The sequence below is a fragment of the Mesoflavibacter sp. SCSIO 43206 genome, from assembly GCF_019904215.1.
In the GTDB taxonomy this organism is placed as follows: Bacteria; Bacteroidota; Bacteroidia; order Flavobacteriales; family Flavobacteriaceae; genus Mesoflavibacter; species Mesoflavibacter zeaxanthinifaciens.
Window position 1 is genome coordinate 427,504 of the sequence record NZ_CP063201.1, and the last position, 20,701, is coordinate 448,204.

General features: G+C 31.3%; 23 protein-coding genes and 1 other RNA gene. 9 read left to right on the forward strand and 15 right to left on the reverse strand.

The window, feature by feature from the left end:
• Window positions 1-14: 14 nt before the first annotated feature.
• Complete coding sequence (locus INR78_RS02175; RefSeq protein ID WP_223077287.1) at window positions 15-1,157, forward strand: glycosyltransferase; 1,143 nt, start codon at window positions 15-17, stop codon at window positions 1,155-1,157.
• Here the strand turns inward: INR78_RS02175 and INR78_RS02180 are convergent.
• The 6 genes from INR78_RS02180 to typA all read right to left on the reverse strand — a co-directional run bounded on the left by INR78_RS02180 (window position 1,154) and on the right by typA (window position 7,367).
• Window positions 1,154-2,461: an O-antigen translocase gene (locus INR78_RS02180; protein ID WP_223077288.1), complete on the reverse strand. Its 1,308-nt coding sequence runs from the start codon at window positions 2,459-2,461 to the stop codon at window positions 1,154-1,156. The two genes, INR78_RS02175 and INR78_RS02180, sit on opposite strands and share 4 nt — an antisense overlap.
• On the reverse strand, window positions 2,462-3,559 hold the full coding sequence (locus tag INR78_RS02185; protein WP_223077289.1) for a DegT/DnrJ/EryC1/StrS aminotransferase family protein: 1,098 nt from the start codon (window positions 3,557-3,559) through the stop codon (window positions 2,462-2,464).
• Window positions 3,556-4,428 carry a GNAT family N-acetyltransferase gene (locus tag INR78_RS02190; RefSeq protein ID WP_255593105.1) on the reverse strand — a complete coding sequence of 291 codons (873 nt, stop codon included), beginning with the start codon at window positions 4,426-4,428 and terminating at the stop codon, window positions 3,556-3,558. Before INR78_RS02190 ends, INR78_RS02185 begins: the two co-directional genes overlap by 4 nt.
• A gap of 128 nt (window positions 4,429-4,556) precedes the next feature.
• Entirely contained in the window at window positions 4,557-4,796 is a 240-nt protein-coding gene (locus INR78_RS02195) for a uroporphyrinogen decarboxylase (RefSeq protein ID WP_223077290.1), read from the reverse strand.
• Window positions 4,797-5,564, reverse strand: a complete 768-nt coding sequence (locus tag INR78_RS02200) for a nicotinamide mononucleotide transporter (protein WP_223077291.1) — start codon at window positions 5,562-5,564, stop codon at window positions 4,797-4,799. It abuts the gene before it with no gap.
• A 3-nt stretch (window positions 5,565-5,567) separates the two neighbouring features.
• Window positions 5,568-7,367: a translational GTPase TypA gene (gene typA, locus INR78_RS02205; protein WP_027880416.1), complete on the reverse strand. Its 1,800-nt coding sequence runs from the start codon at window positions 7,365-7,367 to the stop codon at window positions 5,568-5,570.
• A gap of 291 nt (window positions 7,368-7,658) precedes the next feature.
• Between typA and kdsA the strand changes: the two genes are divergently transcribed.
• On the forward strand, window positions 7,659-8,477 hold the full coding sequence (gene kdsA, locus INR78_RS02210; RefSeq protein ID WP_223077292.1) for a 3-deoxy-8-phosphooctulonate synthase: 819 nt from the start codon (window positions 7,659-7,661) through the stop codon (window positions 8,475-8,477).
• 241 nt (window positions 8,478-8,718) lie between these two features.
• On the opposite strand, the gene INR78_RS02215 is transcribed toward kdsA, so the two are convergent.
• Both INR78_RS02215 and INR78_RS02220 read right to left on the reverse strand, forming a co-directional pair.
• Entirely contained in the window at window positions 8,719-9,066 is a 348-nt protein-coding gene (locus INR78_RS02215; protein ID WP_223077293.1) for a DUF1801 domain-containing protein, read from the reverse strand.
• Between the two features lies 1 nt (window position 9,067).
• Window positions 9,068-9,427, reverse strand: coding sequence for a hypothetical protein (locus INR78_RS02220; RefSeq protein WP_106688267.1), 360 nt, complete (start codon window positions 9,425-9,427; stop codon window positions 9,068-9,070).
• A 143-nt stretch (window positions 9,428-9,570) separates the two neighbouring features.
• Here INR78_RS02220 and INR78_RS02225 point away from each other — a divergent pair, with 143 nt between their 5' ends.
• From INR78_RS02225 to INR78_RS02250, 6 genes are all read left to right on the forward strand, one after another.
• Window positions 9,571-10,176 carry a hypothetical protein gene (locus INR78_RS02225; protein ID WP_223077294.1) on the forward strand — a complete coding sequence of 202 codons (606 nt, stop codon included), beginning with the start codon at window positions 9,571-9,573 and terminating at the stop codon, window positions 10,174-10,176.
• A gap of 115 nt (window positions 10,177-10,291) precedes the next feature.
• Complete coding sequence (locus tag INR78_RS02230) at window positions 10,292-10,585, forward strand: transcriptional regulator (protein ID WP_106678920.1); 294 nt, start codon at window positions 10,292-10,294, stop codon at window positions 10,583-10,585.
• 55 nt (window positions 10,586-10,640) lie between these two features.
• Window positions 10,641-11,141, forward strand: coding sequence for a hypothetical protein (locus INR78_RS02235; RefSeq protein WP_223077295.1), 501 nt, complete (start codon window positions 10,641-10,643; stop codon window positions 11,139-11,141).
• The gene (locus INR78_RS02240) at window positions 11,116-11,745 is read left to right on the forward strand and encodes a vancomycin high temperature exclusion protein (RefSeq protein ID WP_223077296.1); all 630 of its coding nucleotides are present in this window, start codon (window positions 11,116-11,118) and stop codon (window positions 11,743-11,745) included. Before INR78_RS02235 ends, INR78_RS02240 begins: the two co-directional genes overlap by 26 nt.
• Entirely contained in the window at window positions 11,742-12,113 is a 372-nt protein-coding gene (locus INR78_RS02245) for a DUF2809 domain-containing protein (protein ID WP_223077297.1), read from the forward strand. Before INR78_RS02240 ends, INR78_RS02245 begins: the two co-directional genes overlap by 4 nt.
• Window positions 12,106-12,768: a DUF1361 domain-containing protein gene (locus tag INR78_RS02250; RefSeq protein WP_223077298.1), complete on the forward strand. Its 663-nt coding sequence runs from the start codon at window positions 12,106-12,108 to the stop codon at window positions 12,766-12,768. Before INR78_RS02245 ends, INR78_RS02250 begins: the two co-directional genes overlap by 8 nt.
• Before the next feature lie 18 nt (window positions 12,769-12,786).
• Here INR78_RS02250 and INR78_RS02255 read toward each other — a convergent pair whose 3' ends face one another.
• The 3 genes from INR78_RS02255 to INR78_RS02265 all read right to left on the reverse strand — a co-directional run bounded on the left by INR78_RS02255 (window position 12,787) and on the right by INR78_RS02265 (window position 16,385).
• Window positions 12,787-14,847 carry a hypothetical protein gene (locus INR78_RS02255; protein ID WP_223077299.1) on the reverse strand — a complete coding sequence of 687 codons (2,061 nt, stop codon included), beginning with the start codon at window positions 14,845-14,847 and terminating at the stop codon, window positions 12,787-12,789.
• Window positions 14,848-14,908: 61 nt separating this feature from the next.
• Window positions 14,909-16,114 carry an NAD(P)-dependent oxidoreductase gene (locus INR78_RS02260; RefSeq protein ID WP_223077300.1) on the reverse strand — a complete coding sequence of 402 codons (1,206 nt, stop codon included), beginning with the start codon at window positions 16,112-16,114 and terminating at the stop codon, window positions 14,909-14,911.
• 58 nt (window positions 16,115-16,172) lie between these two features.
• Complete coding sequence (locus INR78_RS02265) at window positions 16,173-16,385, reverse strand: DUF2945 domain-containing protein (protein ID WP_223077301.1); 213 nt, start codon at window positions 16,383-16,385, stop codon at window positions 16,173-16,175.
• A 255-nt stretch (window positions 16,386-16,640) separates the two neighbouring features.
• Here INR78_RS02265 and ssrA point away from each other — a divergent pair.
• Window positions 16,641-17,038: a transfer-messenger RNA gene (gene ssrA / locus INR78_RS02270) on the forward strand.
• Between the two features lie 64 nt (window positions 17,039-17,102).
• Here ssrA and INR78_RS02275 read toward each other — a convergent pair.
• The 4 genes from INR78_RS02275 to INR78_RS02290 are packed head-to-tail and all read right to left on the reverse strand — an operon-like array spanning window position 17,103 to window position 20,698.
• On the reverse strand, window positions 17,103-17,597 hold the full coding sequence (locus tag INR78_RS02275) for a heavy-metal-associated domain-containing protein (protein ID WP_223077302.1): 495 nt from the start codon (window positions 17,595-17,597) through the stop codon (window positions 17,103-17,105).
• 32 nt (window positions 17,598-17,629) lie between these two features.
• Window positions 17,630-19,408, reverse strand: coding sequence for an efflux RND transporter periplasmic adaptor subunit (locus tag INR78_RS02280; protein WP_223077303.1), 1,779 nt, complete (start codon window positions 19,406-19,408; stop codon window positions 17,630-17,632).
• The gene (locus tag INR78_RS02285) at window positions 19,398-19,880 is read right to left on the reverse strand and encodes a DUF305 domain-containing protein (protein ID WP_223077304.1); all 483 of its coding nucleotides are present in this window, start codon (window positions 19,878-19,880) and stop codon (window positions 19,398-19,400) included. The genes INR78_RS02280 and INR78_RS02285 overlap by 11 nt, the downstream gene beginning before the upstream one ends.
• Before the next feature lie 26 nt (window positions 19,881-19,906).
• Complete coding sequence (locus INR78_RS02290) at window positions 19,907-20,698, reverse strand: cation transporter (RefSeq protein WP_223077305.1); 792 nt, start codon at window positions 20,696-20,698, stop codon at window positions 19,907-19,909.
• Window positions 20,699-20,701 lie beyond the last annotated feature (3 nt).

Consider the following 20,701-nt stretch of genomic DNA (forward strand, 5'->3'; position numbering starts at 1 on the left):
GTATAAAAATATAAATGAACATTTTATTGATTGGCGAATTTAGCAGATTACATAACTCTTTAAAAGAAGGTTTAGAAAAATCAGGTCATAATGTAACTTTAATTGGAAGTGGTGATGGTTTTAAAGGTTTTAATGTTGATATAGACCTAAGTTCCAAAATAAAAAAATCAAAAATATTAAGCCTTATTAATTCTATGTTTATAAGGTTTTTAAATCTTGATTTTATTAAACTTGAAAACGCTTTTTACTACAACCAAAAAATCAACCAATTAAAAGGTTTTGATGTTATACAGTTAATAAATGAAGATGCTTTATTTACTTACCCTAAATTTCAAATTAAATTTTTAGACAAACTATTTTCTCAAAATATAGATGCTTTTCTGCTATGCTGTGGTAATGATTACATATCTGTCAAATACGCTTTAGACGGCAAGTTAAAACATTCTTCCATGACTTCATATTTAGAAGACCAGTCACAAAAGAAAAGATTTATATACGCTTTAAAATACATAACACCACCATATAAAAAACTACATCATTTTATTTACAAAAATACTAAAGGCGTAATAGCTTCTGATATGGATTATCATATCCCATTAAAAAATCATCCGCATTACTTAGGCTTAATCCCTAACCCAATAAATATTGATAAAATTAAATACATCCCCTTAAAAGCAAATGATAAAATCAATATTTTTCATGGTATTAATAGTCATTCTTCTATAAAAAAAGGTAATAAATTCTTTACTGAAGCTTTATTTATTATTAAGAAAAAATATGAAGACAAAGTAAATATCATTGAAACTACTAATCTACCCTATAAAGAATACATAAACATATACAACAACGCTCATATTTTATTAGACCAGATCTATGCATACGACCAAGGTTACAATGCTTTAGAAGCTATGGCAAAAGGCAAAGTAGTTTTTACAGGCGCTGAACAAGAATGGCTAGATCATTATAATTTAGAAGAAGATACTGTTGCCATAAATGCTTTACCTGATGTAAATTATTTAGTTAAAAAATTAGAATGGTTAATAGAAAATCCTGAGCAAATTAATATGATTTCAAAAAATGCTAGACAGTTTATTGAAACACATCATGATTATAAAGAAGTTGCAAAACAATACTTAGCAACTTGGCAGAATAATTAATCTTCTTCCTGCTTCTCTGGGATTATACCAAATAAAGAAGAATAAAAGATCATCAAGATAATTCCATAATACAGCACATAAGTTACAAAGTGAGCCATATTTGCACCAACAACTCCAAACTCATCAATCAAATACTGACTTGTAAAGTATAATGTTGTTACAGAAAAAGCTTCTGTAATTATATAATGCCAAAACATTCGTTTTGCTAAAAATTGATACGCTATAACTACTGATAGTACTTTGATAAAATCTCCTAAAAGCTGCCAAAAAAATAGGTCTTCAACAGGTTGAAACTCTTCAGTTAAAACAATTAAAACAATAAAATGTCTCAAAAAGTAAATAATAATAAGACCTAATCCAAAAATGGGAATTATAGTCTTATAAAAACTAAACACTTCTTTTCTAAAGTCTTTAATAGTATCAATTTCAGAAAAACGAGGTAAAATATATAGAGACAAAAGTGTGCTAACAAACATTAAATAGTAGTTAGATATTCTGTTCATTGCTTCCCAATGTCCAGCACTTTCTACTCCTACATTATCTATAATATAATTTCTTATAAATAATGCTACTAAAGGTAAAATAATGGCAGAAAACAAAGCCATTCCGGAATATGAACTTAGCTTTTTAGTTAATTTAAAACTAAACTTACTAGCTTTAATTAAAGGCGCAAAGTTTTGTCTATTAATAATTCCTACAAGCGTAATTAAAAAGATTATAGACTCTGCAATAGCAACAGCTGTTAAGGCTCCATCTATTCGGTTTTTCCAAATTAATAGTATAGTGATAGTTGCTCCTAAAATCTGACCAAAAATGTTAAATATGATTAAATATTTATATTTAGAAAAACCATTCATTATAGCAAAAGCCAACATGTTTAATGCGTAAAAAGGTAGTGCTAATGCTAAAATTTTTATTATGTATGTATAGTTATTATAGGCTTTAAAAATGAAGTCGTTTATGTACTCTGCATTATAATAAATTAAAAAACTTAGTAAAAGGGTAGAGATAAACCCTAAATAAAAAACTGTAGATAGTATCTTAGAAAGCTTTGTCCTGTCATGCTTATGTTGTGCTATATATTTAACAACACCTTTGTATAGACCTAAAATAGATATAGACTGTACAGAACCAACAAAATTACGAAGGTTACCCACTAGTGCCATACCTTCGGCACCAATAAAAATAGCCATAAACTTTGACGTTAAAAATCCTGCTATAATTTTAACAATCACAGATACTGAATTAAGTGAAGCTACTTTTAATAAAACATTATTATTAATATAGTTTAATACTTTTTTCAATTAGTAATCATTAAGGGTTCTAATAACTTGATCTACTTCTTTTTGAGTCATCACAGGACTAATAGGTAGACTAACACAAGTTTCGTGAATTTTTTCTGTTATCGGAAATTTTAAACTATTTAATCGATAAAGCGCTTTTTGTTGGTGAGGAGCTGTAGGATAATGTATAGACGACTCTATTTTGTTAGCTTTTAAATAATTAACAAAATCCTGACGATTTTCTACTAAAACAACAAATAAATGAAACACATGGTTTGAAGAGTAATTATAAAACGGTAATTTGATTTTAGGATTATTGATTTCGGATAAGTAACGTTTTGCTATCTCTTGACGTCTTAAATTATCTACATCTAATTGTTTTAATTTAGTTGAAAGAAACAATGCCTGTATTTCATCTAAGCGACTGTTACTTCCTACAAATTCGTTAACATATTTAGCTGAAGATCCGTAATTTCTTAACTTGAAAATCACCTTCGCCAATTCTTCATTATTTGTAGTAACAGCACCAGCATCTCCTAATGCGCCAAGATTTTTTGAAGGGTAAAAACTAAATGCTGCAGCATCTGCTATATTACCTGCTTTTTTTGAATCTGCTGTTGCACCATGTGCTTGTGCTGCATCTTCAACAATTAATAAATTTTTATCATTAGCCAATGTATTTATAGAATTCATATCGCATAACTGCCCATATAAATGAACGACTAAAATTGCTTTTGTTTTAGTTGAAATATGCTTATCTATTTCTAATACATCAATATTAAAAGTTTTTGAATCTGGCTCTACTAAAACTGGAGTTAAACCAGCATTTATTATAGATATAATACTTGCTATATAAGTATTTGCAGGAACAATTACTTCATCTTTTGGCTGTAAAAGTCCTAACTCTAAATACCCTTTAAAAATCAATTCTAAAGCATCTAAACCGTTACCTGTTCCTATACAATATTGCGTACCGCAATAAGTAGCAAATTCGGTTTCAAACTGTTTTACTCCTTCACCAAGAATGTACCAACCGCTTTTTAAAAAAGCCTCAAACTTTGTTTTAAATTCGGTTTCAAAACGCGCATTGATTTTATGTAAATCTAAAAACTTTATCATATTAAAACGTCTTCTAAAAGTTTATAGTTTTTAGTTGAAACCTCATAAAAGTCATGTGTTATTGTTCTTGCACCATAGCCTTCTTTCCAATATAAAAGACCAGCATTAATATTAAGGCCATTATTTTCATTTGAAATTCCAAAGTCAAAATAGCGTTTCGACTTAAAAACTTCTTTTATTAAATAATGATGTAAAAAATCTAAACTTCCTGATTGGTTTTTTTCATCATTTCCAGAAATATACTGAGAATGTGCTACATATTTAGTTTCAAAAATAGTTGTTCCTGCAACTATTTTATTATCACTACACACATTAAACTGTCTAATTTTTTTAGGAAATTGTTGTTTCAACAAAGTAATTTCTTCTAAACTATGTACAGGATTTACATTGTATTTGCTTTTTAAATTCGGAATTAAAATACTATTCCAAAACTCCTCAAAACCATCTACTTCTCTAACTTCTAAACCGTGTTTAACTCCTTTTTTGTAACCTGCTAATCGATCTTTAGAAAATTTTATTTGTTCATCTAAAACAACTACAGAAAGTGTGTCTTTTCTATATAATTTAGATTTAGTCAAGAACAGTAAATAATCCAACTCGTCACTTGGTAATGATGTATAAATTGAAGGTATTAATTTTAAATCAAGCGTCGTAAAATGGTTGCTATCTAAAAACTTTAGTACCGCTTTAAACACATCAATAAAATGATGGAGTTTAAGTTTTTTAGAAATTACTAATCCGCCATAAGTTAATCCCTGATGAGAAAACAGCTTATCTTCTACTCTATTTGCTGGCAAAACTGCGACTAACTTTTCTTCTTTAAATACCATTAAAGAATAGTCATCAAATCGGTCTTTATGGTAATCCATAAAGTGACGATTAAAAAGAAATGTGCCATTTTTGGACTGACTTATAAAGTCATTCCAAAGCTTAAGATGTGATGCTGAATATTTGAGTACTGAATAAATAGAGTAACTGTTTTACAGCTTTGAAAGTACTAATTTTTCTTTAAAAACGCATAATAAAAGTTAACGCAAAAAATTGCTGCGTTTGCTATAATTATAGGCAAACCAACTCTAACGGTTGGCATCATAAAACCATAAATTATAAATAATGTACAACCAATCATGTTAACAATTCTTAGTCTTTTTACGTTTTTCATTGTAAATGAAAGTAAGACAAAAAAAGAGGCAAAATAGCCTATGTATTCTGTTAAAGTTATACCGAATAATTCCATTTATTTTTCTTTTAAAGTTTTTACATCTCCATTAAGATGCCAATCAAAATAGGTTAAAATAGCATTGCTTAAGTAAAATACATATTTGATAACATTAGCTAAATTACCTTGAATAAAATTCTTTACTATTTGAGCAAAATTATAAAATGTCCAGACTAAAAAGGACTGTTTGTATTTAAATACAATACCAACGTTTCCTATAATAGAAATTCCAAAAATAATTGCAATTGTATGTTTAAAAATTGGATTGGTTATTGTTGTACCAAACCAATAAAATCCTAAATACACAAGACTATACGATATTATAAACGCAACTATAAATAATACCCAATACCTAAAATCTGCATTTTTAATACGTTCTCCTTCATACCATTTTTTTGTAGACAATAACGCTAATCCAAAGGTTAAAGGATAAGTTATTATAGCTGAATGATTGCCAAATAAATAATCTATAACTCCAGAATTTATAGTCGTAAAAATCCAAATTACGTTACCTACATTACTTTGTCTAACTAAAAAACGTGTAGCTAATAAAGAAAAAACAGCTCCTAAAATAGATAAAATACCTATTGGGAAAGCGCCTTTTTCTATATAGCTCCATAAACTAGAAAAAGGTATCCCAAAACGGATACCTCCTTCATAATATATAGTTTCATGAAAGTTTCTGTAAAGTGTAATTCCAACTACCAAAACTACTCCAAGTACATCTATATATTTAGAGTGTACAATGCGCCTAAGCAAAGGATTTGATATGGTAGTATCGGTCACTTTTTACAAAGCTTTATTACGCTTACGCTCTACTTCTTTTAGTAAAATTTTACGTAATCGTAAGTGGTTTGGTGTTACCTCTACATACTCATCTTTTTGTATGTATTCTAAAGCTTCTTCTAAAGAAAACTTAATTGCAGGTACAATTTTAGCTTTATCGTCTGCTCCAGCACTACGTACGTTACTTAACTTTTTAGTTTTTGTAACGTTTACAGTCATATCATCTTGACGAGAGTTTTCTCCAATTACTTGACCTTCGTAAATATCTTCTCCTGGATCTATAAAAAACTTTCCTCTTTCTTGTAATTTATCAATAGAATAAGGAATAGCTTGACCGTTTTCCATAGATACTAAAGATCCGTTTTGTCTTTCTGGAATACCACCTTTTACTGGTTGATATTCTTTAAAACGGTGCGCCATAATAGCTTCACCAGCAGTCGCAGTTAATAATTGATTACGTAAACCGATGATACCTCTTGACGGAATGATAAACTCACAAACCATACGGTCTCCTTTAGCTTCCATACTCATCATTTCACCTTTACGCATCGTTACAAGCTCTACTGCTTTACCAGATACAGTTTCTGGTAAATCGATAGTCATTTCTTCAACTGGCTCACATTTTACACCATCAATTTCTTTAATGATTACTTGTGGCTGACCAATTTGTAACTCATAGCCTTCACGACGCATCGTTTCGATTAAAACCGATAAGTGTAATACACCACGACCAAATACCATAAATTTATCGGCACTATCAGTTTCTTGTACACGTAAGGCTAAGTTTTTTTCTAACTCTTTTGTTAAACGGTCTTTAATATGTCTTGACGTTACAAACTTTCCGTCTTTTCCAAAGAAAGGCGAATCGTTAATGGTAAATAACATACTCATTGTTGGCTCGTCAATTGCAATTGTTTTTAATCCTTCTGGATTTTCAAAATCGGCAACAGTATCACCAATTTCAAAACCATCAAGACCAACAATAGCACAGATGTCTCCAGTTTGTACTTGATCTACCTTTATACGACCTAAACCTTCAAACACATGTAATTCTTTAATTCTACTTTTTACCTTAGAACCATCACGTTTTACTAACGTAATTTGTTGGTTAACTTTTAAGTCGCCACGTGTTAAACGTCCAATAGCGATACGACCTGTAAAGCTAGAGTAGTCTAAAGACGTGATTAACATTTGCGTTGTTCCTTCTTCAATTTTTGGTTCAGGAATATGCTCGATAACCATATCTAATAATGGCTCGATGTTTTCTGTTTGTTGCTTCCAATCTTCACTCATCCAGTTGTTCTTTGCAGAACCATAAACTGTTGGGAAGTCTAATTGCCACTCTTCTGCACCAAGTTCAAACATTAAGTCAAACACTTTTTCGTGTACCTCATCTGGAGTACAGTTTTCTTTGTCAACTTTGTTTACAACTACGCAAGGTTTTAATCCTAAATCAATAGCTTTTTGAAGTACAAAACGCGTTTGAGGCATTGGTCCTTCAAAAGCATCAACTAATAAAAGTACACCATCTGCCATGTTTAAAACACGCTCTACTTCTCCACCAAAATCGGCGTGACCTGGTGTATCAATAATATTAATTTTAGTGTCTTTATAAGTAACCGATACGTTTTTAGAAGTAATCGTAATTCCACGTTCACGCTCTAAATCGTTATTATCCAAAATTAAATCACCAGTATTTTCGTTTTCTCTAAATAACTGACAGTGATACATAATTTTATCAACCAGCGTTGTTTTACCGTGGTCTACGTGCGCAATAATTGCAATGTTTTTAATCTTAGCCATAAATAGTGCCTTATTTTAAGCGTGCAAAGGTAGGTATAAATTATATATATTCAACACTTTATTTTTTAATTGGGCATTACCCTTTGTAACTTCGCCTATTTTTTGACTAAAACAAAGATTATTAACAAGTTACAAAGGGTCGCGCTTTCAGAAGTCGCAATCAAAGATGTGCTCCAACAATTCTTCAATCGCTAATGCAAGTGTTTGCCAAGATTATTTCTTTCAACTTAAAATAAAAGCCTATTTATTTCAGTCATTAATAGTATCTTTGTGACATCTAAAACTATAATAATGACACTTCAAGATATACCTAAAATCAAACATACAGACAGTAATAACTTCTTTTTACTTTGTGGTCCATGCGCAATTGAAGGCGAAGACATGGCTTACCGTATTGCCGAAAAAGTAGTTAGCATTACCGATAAGCTAAATATACCTTACGTATTTAAAGGTAGTTTTAAAAAAGCAAATCGTAGTAGAATAGATAGTTTTACAGGTATTGGTGATGAAAACGCACTAGAGATTCTTGCTAAAGTGTCTGAAAAATTTGATGTACCTACCATTACAGATATACACGAAGTTAGCGATGCTGCAAAAGCGGCACAATACGTAGATGTATTACAAATCCCAGCGTTTTTAGTACGTCAAACGGATTTGGTTGTTGCTGCTGCCGAAACTGGTAAAGTAGTCAACCTTAAAAAAGGACAATTTATGAGTCCTGAAGCGATGAAACACGCCGTACAAAAAGTAAAAGATGCAGGAAGTGACAAAGCTTGGATCACCGATCGTGGTACTATGTTTGGTTACCAAGATATGATTGTAGATTTTAGAGGTATTCCTACGATGAAACACTATGCACCTGTAGTTTTAGATGTCACCCATTCTTTACAACAACCTAACCAAAGTGCTGGTGTTACTGGCGGACGACCAGATATGATCGAAACTATTGCGCGTGCAGGCGTTGTAAATAATGTAGATGGTTTATTTATAGAAACACATTTTGATCCAGCTAACGCAAAAAGCGATGGTGCAAACATGTTACACTTGGATAATTTAGAAGGTTTACTAACCAATTTGGTGGCGATTAGAAAATTGGTGCAGAGTTTTTAGGTTTTAATGGGAGAATTATTTTACCCTATATTTGGATATATAATCCTCTTTATACGTTACCCTAAAAAAGAGAAAAGGCGTCAGGTTTTAAAAGACTTTTTTGATGATTCTTATTATGTAGCTGGCGTACAAATAGTATTATCTACTTTTGGTATCATATTGTTAGTATTTCTACTTGTATCTTTGGCTGCTGTAATTTATTCAATATTTGTACATGATGCTTCTGTGCTGTAAAAAATCATCAATACAACTCACTAGCTGCTTTCAACACATCTATAAAAATATTATCATTTATAGCATCTAAAGATGTATATCTAAGTGACATCATTTTTTTACGATTTTCAGTAATTTGATGTTCTTGATGTGCTTTTATAAGTGTTCCTTTTACAAAACCAACATCTACAAATTGCTTTTTATGACTAGCATTGAAGTAGCAAAAAGGTTTTCCTTTTAAGTAGTAAAATGGTATTTTATATTTAAACTTTAATTCTATTTCAGGTAAAGTATGTTCTACTAAAATTTGTAAATGCAATAAAATAGCCCGAAAAGGTTCGGGCTGATTTAATATATATTGTTCGGCAGGATTCATTTTAGAATATAGCTAAAATGCCAATCACTAATAAAACAATTCCGATAATCGCTTTAAAAGGCATTAACTTGTCTGATAATTTTCTTAATGAATTTTCAAATGCTGGCGCTTTTCCAAATACGTGCGTAAGCAGTAAAATACCTCCAAGAATACTTATAATACCATACAAACTAAAATGACCGCCAAAAAGTCTTAACAGCGGTATTACTACTAATGCACCACCAATTATGGTTTGAAAAGGCGCTAAAACACCTGCTATTTTGTTAAAAAAGTTACTTTCTCCATCCCATTTATCCAATGTTGACAGACCTAGTAAAATTCCTCCAGTAATATTTGCTATAATTAATAATAACCCAAGCATAATTTTTTGATTTTTAGTTAGAATTAAATTTAATAAAAAAATTGAAATGCTTGCTATATTTCAATTTTTAAAATTTTAGCAATCTTTTAACTTGTTATATTCAAAATAAAAACTTTACTTTGTTTTTCAAAGTACTTTAAAATATGAGTAATAAAGATTATTTAAAAGACATTAGCGAGATAAAACACTTAATGAATAAGTCGTCTCGTTTTATTTCATTAAGCGGTTTATCAGGTATTTTAGCTGGTGTATATGCGCTTATTGGTGCAGCAATAGCTTATTATATAGTAGCAAATTCGGTTAGAGGTTATTTAATTTTAGATGGCAATGTCTTTAAAATTTGTGCAGCTATTTTAATTATGGTTGCCGTTTTAAGCATAGGAACAGGCATTTTTCTAACCACTAAAAAAGCTAAGAAAAACGGCGAGAAAATTTGGGATAATTCCTCTAAGCGATTAGTTGTAAATTTTTTAATACCATTAATTGTTGGCGGACTATATATTTTAATCATTTTAAATCAAGAACGCTACGGACATACCGCAGCTCTAATGCTTATTTTTTATGGATTGGCTTTAATAAACGCATCAAAATATAGCATTGGCGATATTAGATATTTAGGGTTTACCCAAATTATTTTAGGCTTAATTTGTGCCTTAATGCCAAGCTACGGATTCTGGTTTTGGGTAATTGGTTTTGGATTTATGCATATTATTTATGGTTCGATAATGCACTTTAAATATGATCGCTAAAATGAAAGCTTTAAAAAAGAAATATATAATCATTGCTATTATAGTATTTTTGTTGTTTTTAATTTGGGCAGAATTAGCTGTAGGCATTTTTAATTCGCCTTTTGCAGGAAGTTAAATGAGTATAATTAATAACATAAATAAACTATTTGATCACCGTATTAGACTTGGCATTATGTCTGTTTTAATGGTTAACGAGTATGCCGATTTTAATACGCTAAAAGAACTTTTAGACGCTACAGATGGTAATCTTGCTAGTCACACCAAAGCATTAGAAAAAGCTGAGTATATTAAAATTGAAAAACAATTTATAAACCGAAAACCTAACACGCGTTATAGTGCTACAAAATTGGGACAAGCTGAATTTAAAAAACATATTGAAGCTTTAGAAAAATTAATTAAAAACACATAAATCAAAAATTTTTATGAATTTACTTTGAAATTCAAAGTACTTTAAAATATAACACATGAGAAGATATCGGAAAAATCTAGTCGCCTTTCTTTTTGAAATCACACAAGGGATATACACCAAGTATTTCAAAAAAAATACACCTTGGAACTTAACAAAAGTAGATCTTTTAAAATACACTAAGACAAGTTTTGGTTACAAGCTTGGCGTGTTTTTAGACCAAAATGGTTTTGATTTAATACCTAAAGCAGAAAGACATGACGCATACCATGTAATTACAGGCTACACAAGTAAAGAAGAAGATGAAATTGCTTTGCAATATCTATGTTTTGGAAACGGTAAAAGAAGCTTATACCTGTTTGGAGTTGTGTGTTTAGGCACAATAATCTTACCTGAATATTACCGTTATTATTTAAAATCTTATCACTTAGGAAAAAACTTAAATAGGTTTTATGATTTAGATTTTAAAGGCTTACTAAAAACAGATTTTCAAAATTTTAAAACATCAATTTTCAATAAAAATCAACTAAAAAATGAAACGCTTAAAACAACTATTTAAACTTGGAGGTATTTTATTATTAGCGGTTATACTTTGTAATTTTTTAATAAGTTATAAAGCAAAAAACAAAACCTATGATAACATTGAAAATTTGCCAACAAACAAGGTTGGACTAGTTTTAGGTGCTGGAAAAATAACATCTAATGGTTATGTGAATTTATATTATAAATACAGATTAGAAGCTGCCTATTTACTATGGAAAAACAATAAGATTGATAAAATTTTAATTAGCGGAGACAATAGTAGAAAGGATTACGACGAACCTTCTACTTTTAAGACGGACTTAATACAACTTGGCGTACCTGAAACCGATATCTATTTAGATTATGCAGGATTTAGAACTTTAGATTCTGTTGTTCGAGCAAAGAAAATTTTCGGGTTAGAAAACGTGACTATTATTTCTCAAAAATTTCATAATGAACGTGCTATTTTTTTAGCTGAAAATTATAACCTTAACGCAACTGCTTTTAATGCAAAAGACGTGTCTAATCGTTACGGTATTAAAACCAAAATAAGAGAATATTTAGCCAGAACTAAAGCGGTAATAGATGTTATAATAAATAAACAACCAAAATATCTAGGTCCAAAAGTTGAAATCTCATGAAAATAAATAAAACCTACCTCATCATTTTTATCTGTATTATAATTACTGAAATTAGTATTGCATTGTTCTTAAAAAGTGGTTTTATCAGACACACTTTTGGTGATTTTTTGGCGACTATTTTGGTCTTTTCATTTTTTAAAACATTCAGTAGAATGTCTTCTTTAAAAATTGCAATTATTACTCTAATAATTGCATTTTGTATTGAATTTGCGCAATATTTTCAGCTTCTAAATTATTTAAATCTTAATCAATTTAAACTTTTAAGAGTTGTATTTGGAACCAACTTTAGCATTCAGGATTTAGTGGCTTACACTTTAGGCGTTATTACCTTTTATTTTATAGACTTAAAACTTTTACACAATGAATAACATAAAACAACTACTTTTTGACCAAAGCAAAATCTTTTCAACGTTTATAGGCTTATCTGTTTTTAGCCTATTTATATTAATGATAAGAATGAAGTTGACTGGTTCTTATTACTATTTGTTCTTAGTGTGGAATCTATTTTTAGCTTTTATCCCTTTTGCTATAAGTACATATTTATCATTTCAACAAAAACTAAATAATATTACCATTATTATAATTAGCATGGTTTGGCTATTGTTTTTACCCAATGCGCCGTATATAGTAACAGACCTGTTTCATTTGCAATACAGTCATCCAAATCGTATTTGGTTAGATGTATTAACCATAAGTGCTTTTGCTGTAACAGGTATGTATTTTTTCTATCAATCGTTGTTGACTATGGAAACTATTTTTAAGAAGAAATTTGGCAAAACAACCTCAACCTACATCACACCTTTACTTATTGTTTTAGTTGCTTTTGGTGTGTATTTAGGTAGATATTTAAGGTTTAACTCTTGGGAAATTATAAGTCAACCTTTATCGATTTTTGAAAGTATTACAAGTATAATTTTTAATCCTAAAACACATTATAACGCTTTGTTATTTACTGCTCTTTTCGCTTTGTTTTTAGCAGTGTTTTATTATGCTTTTAAAAGTAATAATAAAAAAGCTTCCTGATTAGGAAGCTTTTTTATTTTAATTATCATCTGGATCGTTTGGATCAGTTCCATTTATAGCTTCATCGCCATCATTAACACCATCTCCATCGGTATCTGGATTGTTTGGATCTGTGATGTTTCCGTTAGGATTAGCTGTAGATTGACCGTTATCGATACCGGTTAGCTCTTCACAATCAAATAAACCATCATTATCAGAATCTATAAATGTTGGAGGACCTAATAAATAAAACATTCCGTTTGTTGATACTTGATTTGATACTGTATTTTCAACTCTTACATATAAAACTGTTAATCCGCTAGAATTTGAAAATGGAGTTGCAATAGGATTAACGTTAGCATCTGCATCTGCTTGAGTTTCATGAAAAGTTATGTTTGAGTTTATGTAATTATCATTAAACTGTTCTAAATCGTAAGTCAATCCATCGCAATCTTCTGAGAACCATTCTGCGCTATAAACAGCTACATCTTGAGGATCTAAATAATCAGGAACATTGTCTCCGTCGCTATCTTGATCCATTGGATTTGTATTACTTCCGTAAACCTCATCTGCAGTGTTTATTCCATCACCATCATCATCTTGATCTTGATAATCTGGTATACCATCTTGGTCAGTATCATCATCTAATAAATTTCCGTTTCCATTAATATCTTCATCTATATCATAAACACCATCATTGTCAAAATCTCCTAAAGTGATACAGGTTGATGTTGTTCCTAAATCTGTATTTGCTGTGAAATTTCCAGTTAAAACATCAGTTTCTTGTCCTCCAGCCACATCTACTACATTTATTATATATGAGCTATCTGAAGCACAATAATTAATACTTTCGTTTACTGTCCCGTCTGTAATTGGTATAATCTGCGCATTGTTACCATTTACTAACTGCATGTAACCGTTAGTAATTGGGTTACCATCGCAATCATTAAACATTCCGGTAAGTGTAGTTAATTGTTCTGTTGAATTTGTTACTGTAACCGTAACGGTATCATCTGCAGAAAATGGTCCAATTGTCGTTGTAAACACATCACAACCATAATTAGGAACTGTTAAAGTCAACGCTTCATTAGCAGCAATTAAACCACAAACTTCTCCGTTACTATTAGTATATCCACCTGAAGTCGAGTTCCATGTAGTCGTTAGTAACGTCAATTGAGTATATATACTTGGTAAAGGGTTTCCGTTATTATCTTGTAACGTAATGCATGCTTGAACAACTTCAAAAGGTGCATCACAATTCCAGAAACTAAAATGCGAAACATCTCCAACATATTCACTACCTATTAGTGTTGCTTCACCTTCTTCTACCCAATACCCATATTGCTCATCAAAATACCATAATGGTATTGTTGCTGGCGGATTTGTAGCATTAGTTGGCACGGGAACAGTTATAGTTGCTGTACTGCCAGATGCAATATTTAAATCTTCACCATTTTCTCCAATTAGTTCTACAGCAATCATTCCGTAAGTTTCTAAAGCTCTTAAATCTCCAGCCGCATCTTGAGCTATTAACATACCTGGCATTTGTAGATTCATATCTTCTTCATCTGGATTTAAATGTCTTAACACGACATCTACATTACCTTGATATGCAAATCCTGTTGAAGTTTCAAAATTACCATCAAAATCAACTTTGGTTCCGTTTGGCAAATCAATTGTTATAGCTTGACCAGAAACTATTGTTGCATTTGGTGTAGCGTCTAACAACATTATTTTAACTTGATTAACACCATCTGTTGGCACTAATGCTCTAGATCCAGAAATATACCCTTGTTTTGATGCTCTTATGTACGCAAAGCTTTCGTAAACAGAAACATCGTTAACTGCAAAAACACCATTAACGTCTGTAATTGCAAGTCCGCTACCTAAAGTAATGTTTGCTCCTATGATTGGCTCATTATTTTCATCAACAACACGACCTATAAAGTCTGCTGAAATTTGTGATCCAAAATTAGAAAAGAATGGATTATCAGATACCCCATCTTCTTGTTGTTGGTTGATAGGTATATTATTATCCTTTTCACAAGAAACTACTAAAAAAAGGAATACTAAGGTGTAAATTAGTTTTGAAAATTTCATACTTAAAACATTGAATACCAAACTAAAGGTAAGTTAAAATAATTATAAAAAAGAATTAACCTTATTCTTTTCCATCTACATAATCTTGTAGATACGCATAACGTTTGGTTAACTTACCGTTTTCTGTCATTTTTGCACGTTTTAAAACACCGTTTTTATCACCATTAAAAAATGCTGGTATAACCGATTTTAAAAACATCTCTCCAAAACCTTCACTTGCGTCTTTTGGTAATTCGCATGGTAAATTATCTACAGCCATTACGGTAATTGCGCCTTTTGCATTATATGCAACTTCTTTTTCTGTTTTTGGATCGTAACCATAAAATGGATCTGCAATAGTAGATGGTCTTATAGTACTTGCTACTGGTCCGTCAATATCACAAGACACATCTGCTACTAAATTGATTTTAAAATCTGGATGTTTTGCATCTTCTCTTGTAAATAAATAAGGTGCGCCATCACCATAAAAATGACCTGCGATAAAAAAATCGGTTACCTTAGCGTAAGGCATAAAGTTACTTATGTAACCGCTTGGATCTTTATAAAATTCTGGTCTGTTACCAACTTTACCATCTTTGCGTTTATTATATTCCATAACGTCTATCATACAATAAACAGGCTCTGTAAAATCTGACGTTAAGTATAATGCATCACTTACTTCTTTAATTTTTAAATGGTCTAAAATTTCTTTAGCGCCTTTTGCTACTTTACCTGTTCCAGAAAGTACAATCTTTATGTTTGGTAATTTTATTTTATCAAGCTCTGCTTTTACCTCGTCTAAATCCTTTAAGTGTTCTACCTTTGGTAGTTCAAACAAACCATCACGTAATCCTAAAGCCCTAAACCCATTGTAAGCGCCAACTAATCCTGCGTAGCGACCAAAACCTATTAATCGTGCTCCGCTTTCTTTAACGATGGTTTCGTGATCGTATAACTCGATATTTTTTTCTAAAATGGCTTTTAACAACTTACGGTTATAAGGTTGCTTTTTTATAGTATGACTGAAGAAAAAGTATTTTTTATTAGGAATTAATGCCTCTAAAGGCACTTCTTTTACACCTAACATAACGTCTGCTTCTGAGACATCTTGCGTTACTGTAAATCCTAAATCTGAATAGTCTTTATCTGGAAAAACCCTAATATCTGAAGCTTCTACTACTACGTTTGCTTCTGGAAAATTATCTTTTAAAGTTTTTAAATCTTTTGGTGAAAATACAACGCGTCTATCTGGTGGATTTTTACGTTCTTTTATTATTGCGAATTTCATGTATTACATTTTAATCCTGCTAAAATACCTTTATTATTAAGCTTTAGCAAATGAAATTTTATTCTACTTTTTCAACTTCATTTTCTAGTTTTAAGACATAATCTCCTTCATCTTGTTTAATGTATAACGCTTTATTATTTGTAGTTCCATCTCTTGTTACATCTGTCCCTTTAATGGTTTTTGTTATTTGTTTTGTGTAAGTTTCTTGCACTTTTCCTTTTGCTGTCCCGCTTCCCCATTTCCATTTTACCTTGCTTCCTTGTCGTATCATTTTTTTATTTTAATGTAATTATTTTTATGTCATTTTTTCTTAAGTTTTTTATAAATGTGTGTTGGTATATTTTTTGATACATTATTTTTAGTAAATTCGCAGTCCTTTACTTTAAAAGGTTTTTAAAACTAACTTTGGGTTTAGGACCGCGTTAAGGATTGAGGTATTGTTGGAGCACATCTATGATTGCGACTACCGAAAGCCTGACGCACTTTTGCCATTAAAAGCAAAAGTGGGTAACGCCATAACAATTTTGGGGTCGACTGGTTTTGACAGCGAGATTAATTAAATGGTAAGCACGTCGTGTAACGACTATGAAACACGTAAAACGCTAGGTCAACTTTTTAAACGGCGAGAATAACTACGCTTTAGCTGCCTAATCTGAATTATAGTAAGATTACGCCTAGGCTTACAAGGTAAGCAAGCTAAATGTCTCTGGAAAGCCTTGATTGGCGGCGTTCCTTTTTGAGGCATCGTAAATGTCAATATAGATTTGGTAGCGCTTTGATGCTAAATCGAAACTTTAAGAAGATAGGCAGTAACTAGGTTGTCTTTAACCAGGTTGCTGATGAAAACACAAGAAAAGACTAAACGTGTAGAAAGCTATTTGGTTACTTGTTTGGACGAGAGTTCGATTCTCTCCGACTCCACAAAAAACCCTGTAAAGCACTGATTTTACAGGGTTTTATTTTTTAGTCGATAATACAGTTGATTATTTTAATGATTGTGATTTGAATGATCTTCACTTTCACCATCTCCTGATTGATTCATTGCCATGTCGTGGTCGTATTGGCAACATCCTGGTAGGTTTTTGTATGCTTCTTCATCACCAGCTACTTTTTCGGTATCATATCCTGAAGCTGCGATTGCTTTATGGATTGCCATTGCATCGGTTTTTGTATCATCAAAAGATACATCAATCTTCTTTTTATCGACATCCCAATTAGCACTTGCAACACCTTCAACACCGTTAGCTGCTTTTTCGATGGTGTTTTTACACATTCCACAATTTCCTCTCACACCAAAAGACAGCTCTGTCATTGCCATATCTTTAGACATTTCAGTAGTTGTGGTTTCTGTTTCTTTTTTGGTTTCGTTTTTACAACTTGTTAAACCTAATGCTGCTATTACAGCTACACTTAAAATTACTTTTTTACTCACGTCGATTACATTTTTGTTTTTGTGTTCGTGATTTTTCTTTGAAAAATTCATTGTTTAAAATTTAATTGTTATTACTTGATTTATTATTCTATTACTTGTTTTACTTCACCACAGGTTAGCATTGCTTCGCCAAAGTATGGATTGATTACTTTTTCTTCTTTGCTTAACCAATAAGCACCATTATTGTTATCTACCATTGGACAAAATTCTACATAGACCTTTTCATTGATACCAAATAGTTGTACAGCATTGATTAGATGTGATGATAAATGTTTAAAATGGTCTCTTTGTGATTTTATATCGGACGTTTCAGAAATTGAAGTTGCAGAAGATTTTATTTCGCCTTCTAATGACATCCAATGGTTATGCGCCTTATTATCTGACAACAATTTCATATCTACTTTGTTCAATTTATTTAATAAAGTTGTTGCGTTTGCTGAAGTACTTATTGAATCTTCTTTTACTAAAGCATCTTTTAAATTGATATACGCATTGTAAACACTATTTAACTGTTGTTGAAATTTCTCTGATACTTCCAAACGCTCATTCATATTAGTGTGGTCACTTTCTTTGTTAGATGCATTGTTATCCATACCTAAATGACCTTCGTGTCCAGTCATTACTTTACCACCATCTTTATTCATCATAGACTTTTTGCCTTGTAATTGTGCTGCTGCATCAACCGTAAATGTTCCGTTAGTCACTATTTCATTTCCAACAAATAAACCTTCTACAACTTCATATTCATTACCAATTTGATTGCCTAATTTAATTTCACGCATTTCAAAAATAGGTTGGTCTGGATTTGTTTTAAGGTACACCACAGAACGTTCACCTGTCCATAATACAGAAGATGCAGGAATTGATATTACTTCATCATTTTTAGCTGTACTGCCTTCAATATTTGCGGTTACAAACATTCCTGGTTTAAATACATCGTCCTTATTGCTTAAAACAACACGTAAGGTTACAGTTCTTGTTTTCGTGTTTAAAACTGGGTCAATGAAATCAACTTTACCTTTAAACTCTTTATTAGGATAAGCATTGGTTGTTATCATCACTTCCTGTCCTTTTTTAAAGCGGTCAATCTGATTTTCATACACATCAAAGTTTCCCCAAACTGTGTTGAGATTGGCAATTTTTAATAAGGGTTGTCCTTGTTTGATGTAATCGCCTTGCTCTACCAATTTTTCTGTAACAGTACCCGAAACGGTTGCATAAACAGGAAAGTTTTCTTTTACTTTTCCTGTTTCTTCAATCTGGTTGATTTGATTTTCAGAGAGTTTCCATAATTTCAATTTATTACGGACTGCTTTGTATAAAGCAGGTTGAGATTCTTTTAAAGAAGCTGCTGTGATTAATTCTTGTTGTGCTGCATAGAGTTCTGGCGAATAAATGGTTGCCAATAATTGACCTTTACGAACTTCTTCGCCTGTAAAACTCACATTCAAACGTTCAATTCTTCCAGCGAAATAACTTACCTGTACTGCATTGGCTTCTTCGTTTTCGGCAATTTTTCCTGAAAGCTTTATGATTCCATTTTCTACTGAACCATTACCAACCTTCGTGGTTTGAATGTTTGCTAAAGCCATTGCATTAGCTGTTAATTTAAACTGATCTGCTGTTAATCCATCTGCACCAGCTTCGGCAGGAATTAAATCCATACCACAAATGGGGCAGTCGCCTGGCTCTGGTTGCATAATCTGTGGATGCATAGAACACGTCCACATTTGATTGGTTGCTGCAACCGCATCGTGATTATGGTCTATTTCTTCATTTGATGAGCCACCAAAAAGCAACCAACCCAATAACACACCTACTACGAGTATGCCAATATATATGACTATTTTATTATTTTTCATTCTCTAATCGTTTTATCATTGCTTTCATTTCTTCTATTTCTTTACGTTGTGCTTTTATAATGTCTTCTGCTAATTTTTTAACTTCTGGGTCTTGAATATCTGCTCTTTCACTTGTTAAAATAGCGATAGAATGATGTGGTATCATTGCTTTCATCCAAAGGACATCACCAATAATGGGTGCTTGTGTTCTTACCAACCCTAATGCACCTACAAACAGAATGAAACTACTTGCGAGTATTGCGATATTCTTCTTTTTATCATTATACATTTTTCGCATAAAAAACCACATTATTACTGCCATTGTTGAAATCCCTAAACACGTCATATAGAATCGTGTTAAACTAAACCATACGTGGTCTATGGAATAGGTGTTTAAATACATTGTGATGTACATTGCTACAAATGAGCAAGCCAACATTATAAAGAAGGTTTTGTAATTTCCTTTGTTTAAGTGTTTTTTTGAATTTTCCATAATTTTTGATTTTATAGTTAAACTTTTTACTTACTTAATTTTAATATCCTGAATGCACCTTGTATCACCAATCCAAATACAATGATTCCTATAATTAAATCTGGAATACCAGAATGCAGCCAATTGACTAAAACGCCTGCTGTAATTACGCCAAGATTTATTATAATATCGTTAGAGGTAAAAATCATACTGGCACGCATATGTGCTTCTTGACTTTTAGATTTTTGTAAGAGGTACAAGCAAATGCCATTTGCAATCAAAGCAAATACTGAAACTATAATCATTGTTGAAAATACAGGTAAAGCTTCATAGCCTAAAAATCTACGTATTACCTCAACGATTCCGATAATTGCAAGTGTTATCTGAAAATAGCCTGCATATTTTGCAATCCGTTTCTTTTTTAAAACTGTACCACCAACCGCTATTAAACTCAATCCGTAAACAAATGAATCTGCCAACATATCTAAACTATCCGCAATTAATCCCATCGATTTTGAAATAAGACCAGTACTTATTTCAACAATAAAAAATGCAAAATTGATGATTAGAACTGTCCACAACAGTTTGGATTGACTCCTTGTAGATTCAGTAATGATTAGGTTTGTTTCTTCTGAACTGATTAATGTTTCATTAAGTTTTAATTCTTTTATAGAATTACTGATTATATTCACATCAGCATTATGATATAATGTTAAGATTCTTTCTTCTAAATTAAAATCAAGTTGTTTAATACCATCTATATCAGATAGCTTCATCTTGATTAGATTTTCTTCAGAAGGACAATCCATTTTTGATATTTTAAAAACTGTTTTCTGCATATA

Coding starts and splice junctions, on each gene's coding strand:
- INR78_RS02220 (WP_106688267.1), bottom strand. CDS start 9,427: ATGCTTGGGTTATTATTAATTATAGCAAATATTACTGGAGGAATTTTA.
- INR78_RS02230 (WP_106678920.1), top strand. CDS start 10,292: ATGAGTATAATTAATAACATAAATAAACTATTTGATCACCGTATTAGA.
- INR78_RS02235 (WP_223077295.1), top strand. CDS start 10,641: ATGAGAAGATATCGGAAAAATCTAGTCGCCTTTCTTTTTGAAATCACA.
- INR78_RS02245 (WP_223077297.1), top strand. CDS start 11,742: ATGAAAATAAATAAAACCTACCTCATCATTTTTATCTGTATTATAATT.
- INR78_RS02225 (WP_223077294.1), top strand. CDS start 9,571: ATGAGTAATAAAGATTATTTAAAAGACATTAGCGAGATAAAACACTTA.
- INR78_RS02175 (WP_223077287.1), top strand. CDS start 15: ATGAACATTTTATTGATTGGCGAATTTAGCAGATTACATAACTCTTTA.
- INR78_RS02250 (WP_223077298.1), top strand. CDS start 12,106: ATGAATAACATAAAACAACTACTTTTTGACCAAAGCAAAATCTTTTCA.
- INR78_RS02275 (WP_223077302.1), bottom strand. CDS start 17,597: ATGAATTTTTCAAAGAAAAATCACGAACACAAAAACAAAAATGTAATC.
- INR78_RS02290 (WP_223077305.1), bottom strand. CDS start 20,698: ATGCAGAAAACAGTTTTTAAAATATCAAAAATGGATTGTCCTTCTGAA.
- INR78_RS02190 (WP_255593105.1), bottom strand. CDS start 4,428: ATGGATTACCATAAAGACCGATTTGATGACTATTCTTTAATGGTATTT.
- typA (WP_027880416.1), bottom strand. CDS start 7,367: ATGGCTAAGATTAAAAACATTGCAATTATTGCGCACGTAGACCACGGT.
- INR78_RS02265 (WP_223077301.1), bottom strand. CDS start 16,385: ATGATACGACAAGGAAGCAAGGTAAAATGGAAATGGGGAAGCGGGACA.
- INR78_RS02255 (WP_223077299.1), bottom strand. CDS start 14,847: ATGAAATTTTCAAAACTAATTTACACCTTAGTATTCCTTTTTTTAGTA.
- INR78_RS02185 (WP_223077289.1), bottom strand. CDS start 3,559: ATGATAAAGTTTTTAGATTTACATAAAATCAATGCGCGTTTTGAAACC.
- INR78_RS02240 (WP_223077296.1), top strand. CDS start 11,116: ATGAAACGCTTAAAACAACTATTTAAACTTGGAGGTATTTTATTATTA.
- INR78_RS02195 (WP_223077290.1), bottom strand. CDS start 4,796: ATGGAATTATTCGGTATAACTTTAACAGAATACATAGGCTATTTTGCC.
- kdsA (WP_223077292.1), top strand. CDS start 7,659: ATGACACTTCAAGATATACCTAAAATCAAACATACAGACAGTAATAAC.
- INR78_RS02285 (WP_223077304.1), bottom strand. CDS start 19,880: ATGGAAAATTCAAAAAAACACTTAAACAAAGGAAATTACAAAACCTTC.
- INR78_RS02280 (WP_223077303.1), bottom strand. CDS start 19,408: ATGAAAAATAATAAAATAGTCATATATATTGGCATACTCGTAGTAGGT.
- INR78_RS02215 (WP_223077293.1), bottom strand. CDS start 9,066: ATGAATCCTGCCGAACAATATATATTAAATCAGCCCGAACCTTTTCGG.
- INR78_RS02260 (WP_223077300.1), bottom strand. CDS start 16,114: ATGAAATTCGCAATAATAAAAGAACGTAAAAATCCACCAGATAGACGC.